We start from the raw sequence: 13,501 nt of genomic DNA, 5'->3' as shown, positions 1-13,501 counted from the left end.
TTTATAAAAAACAATCGACATACGCCCTAAAAAAGCTTCGCCTATTTTAAATAAGAAAATAAATGCTAATAAGGCAAGGGCTGTTTTAACCCCATTTTTAGCAAAAAAGGTTTTAAAGGGATCAACCACTGTAACGCCAAGCCAAGCAATCACTTTAGTAAAGGGCGTTTGCTTAATGCTGGCTAGTTTTTCAAGGTATACGCGCTCAAGCTCTGCGTGAACAGCTTCTCGGTTTGATTTAGGCTCTTTGGCAAACAACACGCCGCTCATTAGTATCAACATAACAGCGGCTAAAAAGTAATACACTTGTGGCCAATCTAAAGAGGGGATATCGGCCATGTAAAAAGGAATAGCACCCAGTAATGCGTAACCTGTCCACCAACCCGATGTGGCCATAGCAGCAGCTGCAGTGGCTTTATGAGATTCGTTTTCGCTTAACGTGTCTATTCTAAAAGCATCAATTGCTATGTCTTGTGTGGCAGAGGCGACTGCGATGAGTAAACATAAGCCGGCGGCAATCGCTAAGTTTGCTTTTAAATCAAGCCCCGCTAAAAGCAGGGTGCCAATAAACATAAAGCTTTGGCAAAATAAAATCCAGCTGCGACGTTGCCCAAACCATTTGTACAATAATGGCAGTTTGGTTCTATCAATAAGCGGCGACCACATAAAATTAATGCTGTATGCGCCAAATACAATACCAAATAAGCCAATCATACTGCGGCTTAGGCCTTCGTCTTTTAGCCAAGCCGACATCACAGAGCCAATCAGTACCCATGGAAAACCACTGCTCATACCAAATATAAAAATATTGATTAAACGTTTATCTTTAAAATACGAGAAATATTCGCTTACTGAGAGGGTTTTGCTCATAGGGCCTTCATTGGCGTTGGGTGCAACTTAGTTGCACCTCAGTGATTTATAATGGGGTTTGCTCAAGTACTTTAATATTTAAAATAACAACGGGCGTTTTTGGTACAAAGTCGTAGCCAATTTTTTCATTAAAGCCGGTTTCTACAGCCATAATTTTATCTAGTGTGTCGTAACCATCCATTACATTGCCAAACACGGCAAAGCCCCAATCTCTACCTGGGTTTAAATGATCGTTATCATCCATATTAAAAAAGAACTGGCGAGTTCCTGAATGCGGTTCACGGTCTTGATACGCCATAGCGATGCTGTACATATCATTTTTTAAACCGTTGCCACTTTCGTTAAATATAGGGTCGTTTTCGTGTAAGCCATCAAGGTCTTTATCGTAGCCACCGCCTTGTATTACAAAGTCACGGTCGTTTTCAACATCACGTTCTACACGGTGGAATATACTGCCTTGGTAACTTTTATCCATTACGTAGGTTAAAAAGTTATTTACCGTAATAGGGGCTTTTGAGCGGTCTAGCTCAACCACAATGCTACCCAATGACGTGACTATTTCTACACGCGGGAAAATATTGTCTTTTTGAACAAAACGGCCTTCTTGCGCGGCAAAGGTGCTTACACTAAATAGTAGGCTTAAGCAGATTAAAAATCGTTTCATTGTTAACCTTCTAAAAATTCAATTAATTCTGGGTCCGATACAATGCGGGTTATAATTTGTTCCGTCAACTTATTGAGTTGACCTTCAATTTTGGCGCGATCGTGGCTCAGCGGCCCTTCTAAATTAGCACTGCCACGATACACTTTACTAAAATTGCTGGTAGAGCGAATGACCCTTACGCCTAGCTCAATGTGCGCTTCGCTGGTATGGCTCATGAGCTTTTCAGTCACCTTTGCTTGTAGGGCATGAATATCTAGTTCAAAGCGGGTTGTTGCTAGGTTAGAAATACTTGCTCCGTTACGATTTAGCGCGCTATCTAATACGCTTTTAACAGAGGTTACAATATCTTGGCTGGCAAAGGTCTTGGTTTTGTCCGACTCAGCAAGCTTAAGGGTTGCGCTATCACCACGTAAATCAATAACGCTGGTACTTAAACTGGCTGAAATAACGCTAATTTGGCCACTTTTATAAACCGGGTTTAATATTACTTGGTTTGGCTGGTTACTGCATGCGCTAAACACCAGCATGGAGCAACAGGCTAAAATAAATTTAGTTAATTTCATTTTATAGCATCCCACTATTTTTAGTTGCGCTGAGCACTACAAACTTTTTGTTTGAACCTAATAGCTTACAGTTACCAAACATACGATTTAATTTATCGTGATAATCTAAATGACGATTCCCAATAATACGCAGCTCGCCACCTTCTTTTAATGTATCTTTTGCTTGTTTAAACATTTGCCACGCAATGTGGTCGGTAACAGCTTGGGCTTGGTGAAATGGAGGGTTACACAACACCATATCCACACTGTCTCTTGCAAAGCCGGTTAAACAATCGTTTTCTATAAATTGGCAATCATCAAATTTATTTGCTTGGTTAAGTTCTACATTTAAACGTGCAGATTCGACCGCCATGTACGACTCATCAACAAAGGTTACCGACGCATTTGGACAGCGTGATAACGTCATTAAGCCCACTACGCCATTTCCACAACCTAAGTCGATAATACTTTTTGCTTTTGAGGTTTGCGGCAAGTAATTAAAAAAGAACCGTGCACCTATATCTAACGAATCGCGCGAAAACACATTGGCATGGTTCGTTATATTAAAATCAGTGCCTTCAAGCTGCCAACTTACTGGGAAGTTAGCTTCTTTATAACCGCCTTTAGCTGTACTTAATATTAAACGCGACTTTTTAACGGCCAAGCTTGTTTTGGTTTCGCCAATAAATTGCTCAAACGCTTTTATAGTTGAGTTATGAATCTCCTTTGTTTTACCCGCGGCAATAACCGGTGTGCCAGGGGCAAGTACTTCACTCAACTCGCTTAATTGAAACTGTAAAAACCCGACGTTACGCGGTATTTTTATAAGTACTAAATCAACCTCTTCAGGCAGCGCAGATAAGCTATCTAACTGTGTAAATTGGGCTGTTGATAGTTTATTTTCTTTTAAATTATAGGCTGCAGCTTGGTGGCTAATATAAGAATCGTTAACTGAACAAACCGTTAATTCACTAAAATAACAGGCAAGGGCGCCAAACGCGTCGTTTAAAATTAGTAATGAGCGACAATCAGGGTGATGTTCGTTAACATAATTGATAAGGTACTCGTCGGCCGAATCCCACGCTTGTAAACTGCGGTTTTTTTGATCCAAAGGGAAACGTTCAAGAGTAAATGTTTTATCGCCTAGCTGGGCTTGCGTCGTCATAATGGTTTGTTGATCAGTAATCTAATGTAGGTAAATTCTAACATGCAACGGCAAAACGCCAACCCCCAACAGTTACCAAACGGCTTTTCTTATCAAAGTAAGGCGCTTAGTGCGCAAAAAAGCCTCGATTTATTTTATTATTTACAAAAAAATCTTAATTGGCAGCAGCCTAATGTTACTGTGTATGGCAGAACAGGGCCCATTCCACGTTTGCAATGTTTTATGAGCGACTTAAATATTGAATATGGTTACTCACACAGTAAACAAATAGTAGAGCCGTGGGATGAGGTGCTTTTAGCAATGCGAAAACGTTTAGAGCGACATTTAAATAAGCCGCTTAATTCGTTATTAGTCAATTATTACCGTGATGGTAACGACACCATGGGCTGGCACAGTGATGATGAAATAGAACTAGGCCCTGAACCTACCATTGTATGTATATCGCTTGGTGCTGAGCGCGTACTCAAATTAAAACAAAAAGCCACCAATAAAGTCACCGACTTAAAATTACAAAGCGGCAGTTGTTTAGTGATGAGTGGGCATAGTCAGCGCGACTACCAGCACGCAATCCCCAAACAAACAACGCTTGCTCACCCACGGATCAGCTTAACGTACCGCTTTATTGAGCACATTAAACAAAAGCAATTTAGTTAGTTAAATTAACTTGTTATAGTAGCTGCACAAATCAGTGACTAAATATGGTGTTTTAATGTCAATGCAACAACAAATTCAAGACAAGCTTAGTAGCGCGATTGCCTGTAAGCATTTAAACGTAATTAACGAAAGCCATATGCACAGCGCCGGTACTGAGTCGCATTTTAAAGTAATTGTGGTAAGTGAAGAGTTTGCGGGTAAACGATTACTACAGCGCCACCGCCAAATTAACGAAGTACTAAAAGATGAGCTAGCAAATCACATTCATGCCTTAGCAATTCATACGTACACGCCAGATGAATTTTCAGAGCAGGGTGGCGAAGCACCTGACTCTCCAAATTGTATGGGCGGCTCAAAGCTAAATTAACCACAATGTACGTTAGCCAATATAAATAGGGGTATTTGATCAGGTTTAACTGATCAGATCAGTGTTTTTAGTATTAGCCTTTAAACTAGCGCTAATTTTTATTGTAAAAGATATAGGATGATCAATGGTCATTAAGCCTAAAATTCGTGGATTTATTTGTACTAACGCACACCCTGTAGGATGTGCAGAGCATGTTCAAGAGCAAATTAACTATGTAAAACAACAAGGCGAATTAAAAGATGCGCCTAAAAATGTACTCGTAATTGGGGCATCTACTGGCTACGGCTTAGCGTCTCGTATTACGGCGGCATTTGGCGGTGGGGCTAAAACACTGGGTATTTTCTTTGAAAAAGAAGGTACAGAGCGTAAAACAGGTTCTGCTGGTTGGTACAATACAGCAGCATTTCAAGACGCTGCAGATGAAGCTGGGCTTTGGTCAAAAAATATTAATGGCGATGCGTTTTCTAACGAAATTAAGCAAAAAGCAATCGAGACAATCAAAGCAGATTTAGGCAAAGTAGACTGTATTATTTACAGCTTAGCATCGCCTCGTCGTACCGATCCAAATACAGGTGAGGTGTATTCATCTACACTTAAACCTATTGGCAGTGCTGTAACTACAAAAAATTTAAATACGTCAAAGCGCGAAATTGACGAAGTAACAGTAGAAGCCGCAAGCCAAGATGACATCGACAACACCATTAAAGTGATGGGCGGTGAAGATTGGGAAATGTGGATTGATGCATTAAAAGAAGCAGACGTACTAGCCGATAACTTTAAAACCACGGCTTATACTTATATAGGTAAAGAGTTAACGTGGCCAATCTACGGGCACGCAACAATAGGTAAAGCAAAAGAAGATTTAGACCGTGCAACTGCCGCAATTAAAGAATCGACAAAAGATTTAAATGGTCAAGCCTATGTGTCGTCTTTAAATGCTGTTGTTACTCAGGCAAGTTCTGCTATTCCTATTATGCCGCTATATATCTCTGCTTTATTTAAAGTAATGAAAGCCGATGGCACTTATGAAGGCACTATTGAGCAAATTCATGCTTTATTTAGCGAAAACCTATACGGTGAAAACCCACGCTTTGACGAGGGCGGCCACTTATTCCAAAACTACAAAGAGCTAGAAGACGATGTACAAGCACGTGTGCAAGCTGTTTGGGATAAAGTAGACACGAGCTCAATTGATGAGCTAACCGATTATGTAGGCTACCATAACGAATTTTTACGTTTATTTGGTTTTGGCATTGACGCTGTTGACTATGAGCAAGATGTAGATGCAGTGAAGCCAATTGCAAACATGATTGGCTAATCATACTTTGTAATTATAAAAAGTCGCTTATTGCGGCTTTTTTGCTTTTAGTGTTTTAGATATTTTGTGGCAGTTAGGTGCTTAGGCTACCACTTTGGTCTACCTTGATTTTTATTTAAAACACTTAACAAAACTAAATAAGCGTTTCTGTCGTATAATTTTCATAAATACACTCGCATAGTCGTACATAATGATGTTAAAATCGAAGCAATATGTGAGGAGTTTTACTGCGTTGCTTGTTTGATATTCCTAGCAAGTTGTTCTTTTGTACCTTGATATATCTTGGATAACTCAAGTGGCGACGTGGTTGATACGATTTTTCAGTTTCTTTCCGTTAATTAATGCAAGTGCGTATGATCAACATAAAAAAAGGTCTGGATTTACCCATAGAGGGCGCGCCTCAGCAAGTTATTCATGATGGTTCTGCCATCAAACGTGTAGCTGTGCTAGGTGAAGAGTTTATCGGTATGCGTCCAACCATGCATGTTCGTGTGGATGACCAAGTCAAAAAAGGCCAGGTACTTTTTGAAGACAAAAAGAACCCAGGCGTCCTATTTACTGCACCAGCTTCTGGTACAGTAAAAGAAATTAATCGTGGTGCTAAACGTGTGCTGCAATCTGTTGTTATTGAAGTAAACGGCAGTGAGCAAATCACCTTTGACTCTTTCAATGCAGATGAGCTTGCAAGCTTATCGCGTGAAAAAGCCAAAGAAGTACTTGTTCAGTCAGGTCAATGGACAGCACTTCGTGCTCGCCCATTTAGCAAAATAGCTGCGTTGGATGCAAATCCTAGCTCTATATTTGTAACCGCTATCGACACAAACCCTCTTGCTGCAGATCCTGCAGTAATTATTGCCGAAAATGCAGCTGCATTTGAAGCGGGTCTTGCTGTTGTTTCGCGTTTGACCGATGGCAAAGTATTTGTATGTAAGCAAGCTGGCAGTCAAGTTCCTAGCTCGTCTATCGCTCAAGTAGAAGTACATGAGTTCGGTGGCGTGCATCCAGCAGGCTTAGTTGGTACTCATATTCATCACCTTGATGCAGTATCTGTTAATAAACAAGTTTGGCATATTGGTTACCAAGACGTTATCGCGTATGGTCACTTATTCCTTACTGGTGAAATCAACACAGACCGTGTTATTTCGCTTGCAGGTCCTCGCGTTAAAAACCCTCGTTTAGTGAAAACACAACTAGGTGCTTCATTAGATGATTTAGTGGCAGGCGAATTAGAAGACGGTGATAACCGTGTTATTTCTGGTTCTGTTTTATCTGGCGCTATTTCTTCAGGTCCTCATGCATTCTTAGGTCGCTACCACGTTCAAGTATCTGTTTTACTTGAAGGTCGCGAAAAAGAGCTGTTTGGTTGGATTGCACCAGGTAGTGATAAATTCTCTGTAACGCGTACATTCCTTTCTCACCTTGCACCGAGTCGTTTATTTAAAATGACAACGTCTACAGGTGGTTCAAAACGTGCCATGGTACCAATTGGTAGCTACGAGCGCGTAATGCCGCTAGATATTTTGCCAACCCTATTATTACGTGACTTAATTTCACGTGACTTAGACAGTGCAATTTCATTAGGTGCGCTTGAACTTGATGAAGAAGATTTAGCGTTATGTACCTTCGTTTGTCCGGGCAAATACGAGTATGGTTCTATCCTACGCGATTGCTTAACAACGATCGAGAAGGAAGGCTAAGAGATGGGTTTAAAGAAATTTTTAGAAGACATTGAGCCGCATTTTGAACCAGGTGGTAAACACGAAAAATGGTACGCCCTGTATGAAGCAGCCGCGACTATTTTTTACACGCCAGGTTATGTAAATAAAGGCGCAACTCACGTTCGCGATAATATCGACCTAAAACGCATGATGATTTTAGTGTGGATGGCGACGTTCCCAGCTATGTTTTTTGGTATGTTCAACATCGGTCATCAGGCCGCGGGTGCTTTAGCACAAGGTTTTGAACTAGCAAACTCTTGGCAGGTTGGCTTGTTCCAGTTATTTGGTGGTGAATTAACCGCTGAGTCGGGCTGGGGCGCTAAAATGTTCTACGGGGCATGTTTCTTCTTACCAATATACGCCGTTACTTTTGCAGTAGGTGGTTTTTGGGAAGTACTATTTGCTTCTGTGCGTAAGCATGAAGTTAACGAAGGTTTCTTCGTAACCTCTGTATTATTTGCACTTATTTTGCCTGCGACTATTCCTTTATGGCAAGTGGCATTAGGTATTACGTTTGGTGTTGTTATTGCTAAAGAAATCTTTGGTGGTACAGGCCGTAACTTCTTAAACCCTGCATTAGCGGGCCGTGCGTTCTTATTCTTCGCATACCCTGCACAAATCTCAGGTGACACAGTATGGACTGCAGTAGACTCGTTCTCTGGTGCAACTATGCTAGGTCAAGCGTTTGTAGGCACTCTTGATTACAGCAACATGGAGCTATGGTGGAATGCGTTTTACGGTTTCATTCAAGGTTCTGTAGGTGAGACATCTACGCTTGCTGTGCTTATTGGTGGCTTATTCTTAATTTACGTTCGCATCGCTTCTTGGCGCATTGTACTAGGTGTATTCCTAGGTATGGTGGCAACTGCATTCTTATTAAATGCGGTTGGCTCTGAGAGCAACCCTGTATTTGCAATGCCTTGGCATTGGCATTTAGTACTGGGTGGTTTTGCGTTTGGTATGTTCTTTATGGCTACTGACCCTGTATCAGCTGCATTTACCGATAAAGGTAAGTTCGCATACGGCGCGCTTATTGGCTTTATGGTAGTTATGATCCGTGTAGTAAACCCTGCTTTCCCAGAAGGCATGATGCTAGCAATCTTATTTGCTAACTTATTTGCTCCACTGTTCGATCACTTTGTAGTGCAAGCTAATATCAAGCGGAGGTTGGCACGTAATGTCTAGTAATAACGAATCAATCGGCAAAACGTTAACGGTTGTTGTAGCACTATGTTTAGTGTGTGCAATTATTGTATCGTTTGCTTCTGTACAGCTTCGTCCTTTACAGCAAGCTAATAAAACTCAAGATATTCAACGTAATATCTTAGCAGCAGCTGATATTGAAATCGCAAACTCTGTATCTGACACATTCGATGGCAAAATCGAAGCACGTGTTGTTGATATGGACACTGGCGAATTTGTTGAAGATGCTGATCCAAACTCATTTGATTTCGAAAAATCGAAATTCGACCAACAAAGAAGTTTTGCACTTAAAGCAGAAGGGATTAAGGACATCGCTGGTATTCAGCGTATGACTAAAAACTCACCTGTTTACATCTCTAAAAAAGAAGATGGTTCTACAGATGCAATCATTTTACCTATCCAAGGTTACGGCCTTTGGGGTGTAATGTATGGTTTCTTAGCGCTTGAAAGCGATGGCGAAACAGTTAAAAACATCAACTTTTACAAGCATAGCGAAACACCGGGCCTGGGTGGCGAAATTCAAAACCCACAATGGACAGCTAAATGGCAAGGTAAAGAGTTACCTATTAACATTATGAAAAGCGGTGCTAGCAACGAACATCAAATTGATGGTTTATCAGGTGCTACACTAACTTCTAATGGTGTTGATCACACAGTTGACTTTTGGACTGGTGAAAACGGCTTTGGTCCTTTCCTTGCGAAGGTACGTGAAGGAGCGTTGAAATAATGGCTGATACTAAAGAAATGAAGTCGGTCCTATTTGGTCCGGTTTTAGCTAACAACCCAATCGCATTACAAGTACTTGGTATTTGTTCTGCTCTGGCGGTAACGTCTAGCTTAAAAAATGCCTTAATCATGTCAATTGCTTTGACATTAGTAACGGCGTTTTCTAGCTTGTTCATTTCAAGCATTCGTAATCACATACCTTCATCAGTACGTATTATCGTACAGATGACGATCATTGCTTCACTAGTAATTGTTGTAGACCAAGTATTACAAGCATTCTCTTACGCTACGGCGAAAGAGCTTTCTGTATTCGTTGGCCTAATCATTACTAACTGTATTGTAATGGGTCGTGCTGAAGCGTACGCAATGAAGTCGCCGCCACTTATGTCATTTTTAGATGGTATTGGTAATGGCTTAGGCTACTCAGTGGTATTACTTACTGTTGGTTTCATTCGTGAGCTATTTGGTAAGGGAACACTATTCGGTGTTGATATTATCCCATTAGTACAAGATGGTGGTTGGTATCAACCTATGGGTCTATTGATTTTACCACCGAGTGCATTCTTCATCATTGGTTTATTCATATGGGTACTTCGTACTTATAAGAAAGACCAAGTAGAAGCTAAAGCGTAAGGGGCAAGCAGTGGAACATTATATTAGTTTATTTGTAAAAGCGGTTTTTATTGAAAACTTAGCTTTAGCTTTCTTCCTAGGTATGTGTACTTTCTTAGCAGTATCTAAAAAAGTAACTACATCAATTGGCCTAGGTGTAGCCGTTATTGTGGTACTGGGTATTTCTGTACCAGTAAATAACTTGGTTTACCATGCCGTACTTGCACCGGGTGCATTAGAGTGGCTTGGTTACCCTGAAGCAGACCTTAGCTTTTTACGTTTCTTAACGTTCATTGGTGTTATTGCAGCACTTGTGCAAATTTTGGAAATGGCATTAGATAAGTTTTTCCCTGCACTTTACAACGCATTAGGTATCTTCTTACCACTAATCACAGTTAACTGTGCGATTTTTGGTGCGGTATCATTCATGGTTGAGCGTAACTATAACTTCGGCGAGTCTGTTGTTTATGGTGTTGGCGCTGGTGTTGGTTGGGCGCTTGCAATTACATTACTTGCAGGTATCCGTGAGAAAATGAAATATTCAGACGTGCCAGACGGCCTACGTGGTTTAGGTATTACCTTCATCACTGTTGGTTTAATGGGTCTTGGCTTTATGTCATTCTCTGGTATTTCACTGTAAAGGTAGCGAGGATAAATCATGAGTTATGAGATTTTCTTAGGCGTTGGTGTTTTCATCGCTATCGTTGTACTACTAGTTTTAGTTATCATTGGTGCTAAATCTAAGTTAGTTGCAAGCGGTGACATCATCATCGGTATTAATGGCGATCCAGACAAAGCCATTAAAACATCAGCAGGTAGCAAGCTTTTAGGCGCGCTATCTGAATCAGGTATTTTCGTATCATCTGCATGTGGTGGCGGTGGCTCTTGTGGTCAGTGTCGTGTACACATTAAAGAAGGTGGTGGCGATATCTTACCAACAGAACTTGATCACATTTCTAAAGGTGAAGCCCGTGAAGGCTGTCGTTTAGCGTGTCAGGTAAATGTTAAAAACGACATGGAAATTGAACTTGAAGAGTCAATTTTCGGTGTTAAAAAATGGGATTGTGAAGTTATCTCTAACGATAACAAAGCAACGTTCATTAAAGAGCTTAAGCTACAAATTCCAGATGGCGAATCAGTGCCTTTCCGTGCGGGTGGTTACATCCAAATCGAAGCGCCTGCTCACCATGTTAAATACGCAGATTTCGATATTCCTGAAGAGTATCGTGGCGACTGGAATCACTTTGGTTTCTTCGACCTGGAGTCAAAAGTAGACGACGAAACAATTCGTGCATACTCAATGGCTAACTACCCAGAAGAAGAAGGCATTATCATGCTTAACGTGCGTATTGCTACGCCGCCGCCAAGAAACCTAAGCCTACCATGTGGTAAAATGTCATCGTACATTTGGTCACTTAAAGCAGGCGACAAGGTAACTATTTCAGGTCCATTTGGTGAGTTCTTCGCTAAAGACACCGACGCTGAAATGGTATTCGTAGGTGGTGGTGCAGGTATGGCACCAATGCGTTCACATATTTTTGACCAACTTAAGCGTTTAAACTCTAAGCGTAAGATTAGTTTCTGGTATGGTGCGCGTTCTGAGCGTGAAATGTTCTATGTTGAAGATTTCGACGGCTTAGCAGCTGAAAACGATAACTTTGTATGGCATACCGCATTGTCTGATCCACAACCAGAAGATAACTGGGAAGGTTACACAGGCTTTATCCATAACGTACTTTATGAAAACTACTTGAAAGATCATGAAGCGCCAGAAGATTGTGAGTTCTACATGTGTGGTCCTCCAATGATGAACGCGGCTGTTATCGGCATGCTTAAAGACCTAGGTGTAGAAGACGAAAACATCTTACTAGATGACTTCGGTGGCTAACACCCATATCAAAACAGCTTAGTTTTGGTTAAAATACGGGCCTCGTCGCACATTGTGCAACGGGGCTTTTTTATTTTATTTTACATGGGCTAATTTAATGAACAGAGTAAGCAGTTCTCAAGGCGCTATCAGTATTTTTTTATTAACTATAATGCTATTTATCTCTGGCTGTGGGGCTGAGAAAACTCCTCAGGAGGTATTTTTAGAAGGCAAAACGATGGGCACCACCTATCATATTAAATACTTTGCCGACGATAAAAGCGTTGATGCCACTAAATTACAGCAGCAAATAGATACGCAATTGAAAGCGGTTAATCAGTCTATGTCTACGTATATCCCCGATTCTGAAATTAACACATTTAATAAATTACCCGCCAACCAGGTTATGCCAATTAGTGAAGACTTTAGGGCTGTGGTGAGTGAATCGATTCGTTTAGGTAAGTCGACCAAAACGCTCGATGTTACGATGGGCCCGTTAATAGATTTATGGGGCTTTGGACCTGATAAAAAACCAACTCAGCGCCCAAGTGATGAAGCACTTGCTGCAATGATTGAAAAAATTGGTGTAGATAAACTTAATCTTACTGAGCAGGGCCTTGCTAAAACAGTTGATGGTTTAGAGCTGTCGTTTTCGGCCACAGCGAAAGGGTATGGCATTGATAAAGTAGCGCAATTACTTGAAAGCCAAAATATTAGTAACTACATGGTAGAAATAGGTGGGGAGCTGCGCATTGGCGGTGAAAAGCCAAATAACCAAGATTGGAAAATCGCGATAGAGCAGCCAGATGCGCCACCAGGCGAGCGAAAAGTTCACCGTGTATTAGCGCCCGGTACGAATGGCATTGCAACATCAGGTGACTACCGTATTTTTTATAAAATGGATGGCGAAACTTACACTCATTTAATTGACCCAGTAACAGGCATGCCAATCAAACATGACTTAGTGTCGGTTACTGTATTACATCCTAGTGCAATGACCGCAGATGGCTTAGCAACCGCATTAACGGTTATGGGAATGGAGAATGCTAAAGCATACGCTGAAAAGCACGATTTACCTGTGTACTTAATGGCTAAATCAGACAAAGGCATTGTGACTTACGCGAGCACTGCATTTAAGCCTTATTTGTAATATAATAGCGTTTAGCTAAAACTTTATTCGTGCTAAACGCATATTACAACCGATTTTTTGAAATAGACTTCTCTCGCATCTATGTGGGTTTTGGGTGTATAATTTAGCGGTCGCTCAACAATGTTTGAGCATAATTTATTGCTGATCAATAGGGGCTAAGCAATGTCACTTTTTCTTCTTACATTTGGTTTATTAATTTTAATCGTGATAGCTATGGCTGTTGGTATGATCGTGCAAAGAAAATCTATGGCAAGTAGTTGCGGTGGATTAGGCTCGGTAGGTATTGATAAAGCCTGTGATTGTGACGATCCATGTGATAAGCGTAAAAAGCGTATGGCTAAAGAGCAAGCCTGGAAAGAAAACCAAATTATTTAAGCCGTAGCTTAATGACAAAAAGCGCCTTATGGCGCTTTTTTTGTACCTGTGTATTTATTGTCCAACCTCTGTTTTAAATAAACGCAAGCTTAATGTATTAGACCAAGGTCTATAGTTTAGTTTTTTTCACCTATTAGGTTTATTTTTCTCGTTTGTCAAATTGGAGCTAACACTCTAAAGTTTAACCATAGACACAGAGCAAGGCTCTAGTCATAAGCTTGAGGCATAAAAGTTAGCCTCGCTTAAAAGAATCTTTATATTGTGTGTGAA

Annotated in this window: 14 protein-coding genes and 1 pseudogene; 11 read left to right on the top strand and 4 right to left on the bottom strand. The window is 40.8% G+C overall.

Annotated features, from left to right (window positions below):
- The 4 genes and pseudogenes from B4F91_RS01790 to B4F91_RS01775 all read right to left on the bottom strand — a co-directional run.
- Nucleotides 1–870 (bottom strand): annotated as a pseudogene (locus B4F91_RS01790) (MFS transporter); the annotation flags it as partial.
- A gap of 46 nt (nucleotides 871–916) precedes the next feature.
- Nucleotides 917–1,534, bottom strand: coding sequence for a peptidylprolyl isomerase (locus B4F91_RS01785; protein ID WP_004587149.1), 618 nt, complete (start codon nucleotides 1,532–1,534; stop codon nucleotides 917–919).
- A gap of 2 nt (nucleotides 1,535–1,536) precedes the next feature.
- The gene (locus tag B4F91_RS01780) at nucleotides 1,537–2,097 is read right to left on the bottom strand and encodes a YajG family lipoprotein (RefSeq protein WP_286936480.1); all 561 of its coding nucleotides are present in this window, start codon (nucleotides 2,095–2,097) and stop codon (nucleotides 1,537–1,539) included.
- Between the two features lies 1 nt (nucleotide 2,098).
- Nucleotides 2,099–3,241, bottom strand: a complete 1,143-nt coding sequence (locus B4F91_RS01775; protein ID WP_024034301.1) for a methyltransferase — start codon at nucleotides 3,239–3,241, stop codon at nucleotides 2,099–2,101.
- A 42-nt stretch (nucleotides 3,242–3,283) separates the two neighbouring features.
- Here B4F91_RS01775 and B4F91_RS01770 point away from each other — a divergent pair, with 42 nt between their 5' ends.
- From B4F91_RS01770 to nqrM, 11 genes are all read left to right on the top strand, one after another.
- Complete coding sequence (locus B4F91_RS01770; protein WP_004587146.1) at nucleotides 3,284–3,895, top strand: alpha-ketoglutarate-dependent dioxygenase AlkB family protein; 612 nt, start codon at nucleotides 3,284–3,286, stop codon at nucleotides 3,893–3,895.
- Nucleotides 3,896–3,950: 55 nt separating this feature from the next.
- Nucleotides 3,951–4,262 carry a BolA family protein gene (locus tag B4F91_RS01765; RefSeq protein ID WP_004587145.1) on the top strand — a complete coding sequence of 104 codons (312 nt, stop codon included), beginning with the start codon at nucleotides 3,951–3,953 and terminating at the stop codon, nucleotides 4,260–4,262.
- Between the two features lie 124 nt (nucleotides 4,263–4,386).
- Nucleotides 4,387–5,580 (top strand): enoyl-ACP reductase FabV, encoded by a 1,194-nt coding sequence (fabV, locus tag B4F91_RS01760; RefSeq protein ID WP_286936482.1) that lies wholly within the window; start codon nucleotides 4,387–4,389, stop codon nucleotides 5,578–5,580.
- 353 nt (nucleotides 5,581–5,933) lie between these two features.
- Nucleotides 5,934–7,277 carry a Na(+)-translocating NADH-quinone reductase subunit A gene (locus tag B4F91_RS01755; protein ID WP_004587143.1) on the top strand — a complete coding sequence of 448 codons (1,344 nt, stop codon included), beginning with the start codon at nucleotides 5,934–5,936 and terminating at the stop codon, nucleotides 7,275–7,277.
- 3 nt (nucleotides 7,278–7,280) lie between these two features.
- Nucleotides 7,281–8,483 (top strand): NADH:ubiquinone reductase (Na(+)-transporting) subunit B, encoded by a 1,203-nt coding sequence (locus tag B4F91_RS01750; RefSeq protein WP_004587142.1) that lies wholly within the window; start codon nucleotides 7,281–7,283, stop codon nucleotides 8,481–8,483.
- Nucleotides 8,476–9,228, top strand: a complete 753-nt coding sequence (locus B4F91_RS01745) for a Na(+)-translocating NADH-quinone reductase subunit C (RefSeq protein ID WP_004587141.1) — start codon at nucleotides 8,476–8,478, stop codon at nucleotides 9,226–9,228. Before B4F91_RS01750 ends, B4F91_RS01745 begins: the two co-directional genes overlap by 8 nt.
- The gene (locus B4F91_RS01740) at nucleotides 9,228–9,860 is read left to right on the top strand and encodes an NADH:ubiquinone reductase (Na(+)-transporting) subunit D (RefSeq protein WP_004587140.1); all 633 of its coding nucleotides are present in this window, start codon (nucleotides 9,228–9,230) and stop codon (nucleotides 9,858–9,860) included. The genes B4F91_RS01745 and B4F91_RS01740 overlap by 1 nt, the downstream gene beginning before the upstream one ends.
- A gap of 10 nt (nucleotides 9,861–9,870) precedes the next feature.
- Nucleotides 9,871–10,479, top strand: a complete 609-nt coding sequence (nqrE, locus tag B4F91_RS01735) for an NADH:ubiquinone reductase (Na(+)-transporting) subunit E (RefSeq protein WP_004587139.1) — start codon at nucleotides 9,871–9,873, stop codon at nucleotides 10,477–10,479.
- A gap of 18 nt (nucleotides 10,480–10,497) precedes the next feature.
- A complete protein-coding gene (nqrF, locus tag B4F91_RS01730; protein WP_004587138.1) occupies nucleotides 10,498–11,727 on the top strand; it encodes an NADH:ubiquinone reductase (Na(+)-transporting) subunit F in 1,230 nt (409 codons plus the stop codon).
- Between the two features lie 97 nt (nucleotides 11,728–11,824).
- The gene (locus tag B4F91_RS01725) at nucleotides 11,825–12,856 is read left to right on the top strand and encodes an FAD:protein FMN transferase (protein ID WP_288635347.1); all 1,032 of its coding nucleotides are present in this window, start codon (nucleotides 11,825–11,827) and stop codon (nucleotides 12,854–12,856) included.
- Nucleotides 12,857–13,018: 162 nt separating this feature from the next.
- On the top strand, nucleotides 13,019–13,231 hold the full coding sequence (gene nqrM, locus B4F91_RS01720) for a (Na+)-NQR maturation NqrM (RefSeq protein WP_004587136.1): 213 nt from the start codon (nucleotides 13,019–13,021) through the stop codon (nucleotides 13,229–13,231).
- Nucleotides 13,232–13,501 lie beyond the last annotated feature (270 nt).

Source organism: Pseudoalteromonas sp. UBA6610, from assembly GCF_002433295.1.
GTDB lineage: Bacteria > Pseudomonadota > Gammaproteobacteria > Enterobacterales > Alteromonadaceae > Pseudoalteromonas > Pseudoalteromonas atlantica.
This window is presented reverse-complemented; position numbering and strand designations above follow the sequence as displayed.

What these genes read in the sequence shown, in the direction of transcription:
- B4F91_RS01765 (WP_004587145.1), top strand. Translation starts at nt 3,951, where the DNA reads ATGTCAATGCAACAACAAATTCAAGACAAGCTTAGTAGCGCGATTGCC.
- B4F91_RS01725 (WP_288635347.1), top strand. Translation starts at nt 11,825, where the DNA reads ATGAACAGAGTAAGCAGTTCTCAAGGCGCTATCAGTATTTTTTTATTA.
- fabV (WP_286936482.1), top strand. Translation starts at nt 4,387, where the DNA reads ATGGTCATTAAGCCTAAAATTCGTGGATTTATTTGTACTAACGCACAC.
- nqrF (WP_004587138.1), top strand. Translation starts at nt 10,498, where the DNA reads ATGAGTTATGAGATTTTCTTAGGCGTTGGTGTTTTCATCGCTATCGTT.
- B4F91_RS01775 (WP_024034301.1), bottom strand. Translation starts at nt 3,241, where the DNA reads ATGACGACGCAAGCCCAGCTAGGCGATAAAACATTTACTCTTGAACGT.
- B4F91_RS01750 (WP_004587142.1), top strand. Translation starts at nt 7,281, where the DNA reads ATGGGTTTAAAGAAATTTTTAGAAGACATTGAGCCGCATTTTGAACCA.
- B4F91_RS01740 (WP_004587140.1), top strand. Translation starts at nt 9,228, where the DNA reads ATGGCTGATACTAAAGAAATGAAGTCGGTCCTATTTGGTCCGGTTTTA.
- B4F91_RS01785 (WP_004587149.1), bottom strand. Translation starts at nt 1,534, where the DNA reads ATGAAACGATTTTTAATCTGCTTAAGCCTACTATTTAGTGTAAGCACC.
- B4F91_RS01770 (WP_004587146.1), top strand. Translation starts at nt 3,284, where the DNA reads ATGCAACGGCAAAACGCCAACCCCCAACAGTTACCAAACGGCTTTTCT.
- B4F91_RS01755 (WP_004587143.1), top strand. Translation starts at nt 5,934, where the DNA reads ATGATCAACATAAAAAAAGGTCTGGATTTACCCATAGAGGGCGCGCCT.
- B4F91_RS01745 (WP_004587141.1), top strand. Translation starts at nt 8,476, where the DNA reads ATGTCTAGTAATAACGAATCAATCGGCAAAACGTTAACGGTTGTTGTA.
- B4F91_RS01780 (WP_286936480.1), bottom strand. Translation starts at nt 2,097, where the DNA reads ATGAAATTAACTAAATTTATTTTAGCCTGTTGCTCCATGCTGGTGTTT.
- nqrM (WP_004587136.1), top strand. Translation starts at nt 13,019, where the DNA reads ATGTCACTTTTTCTTCTTACATTTGGTTTATTAATTTTAATCGTGATA.